The following is a 266-nucleotide window of genomic DNA, read 5'->3' on the forward strand; positions in this document are numbered from 1 at the left end:
TACGACGGGCGGCCCGTGAGTGCAGGCGTAGCGCCGTTGAAACCGAGTTCCGCAAGATTCAGTTCATCGACGAACACGTCTATGATCCTGACGGGATTGTCCGGGCCGATGTAATCATCGACGCATTCGGGAAGTAGTGCGACCTGCTTGCGGTCATCGCCTTCAACGAATCGCTTCATGAGTCACCCGATCTGAATGCGTTGATTCAGTTTAGGCGATCAGTGCGTTTTCACACAGGCTCGGCCATGAGACGTCGAAGTCACAAC

1 pseudogene is annotated in these 266 nt (G+C 54.9%); it reads right to left on the minus strand.

Annotation, left to right across the window (positions count from 1 at the left end):
• A pseudogene (locus AAEY55_RS18375) lies at positions 1 to 179 on the minus strand (IS5/IS1182 family transposase); the annotation flags it as partial.
• Between the last annotated feature and the right edge of the window lie 87 nt (positions 180 to 266).

This window comes from Pseudoalteromonas sp. 120-MNA-CIBAN-0494, from assembly GCF_040308885.1.
Taxonomy (GTDB): domain Bacteria; phylum Pseudomonadota; class Gammaproteobacteria; order Enterobacterales; family Alteromonadaceae; genus Pseudoalteromonas; species Pseudoalteromonas nigrifaciens.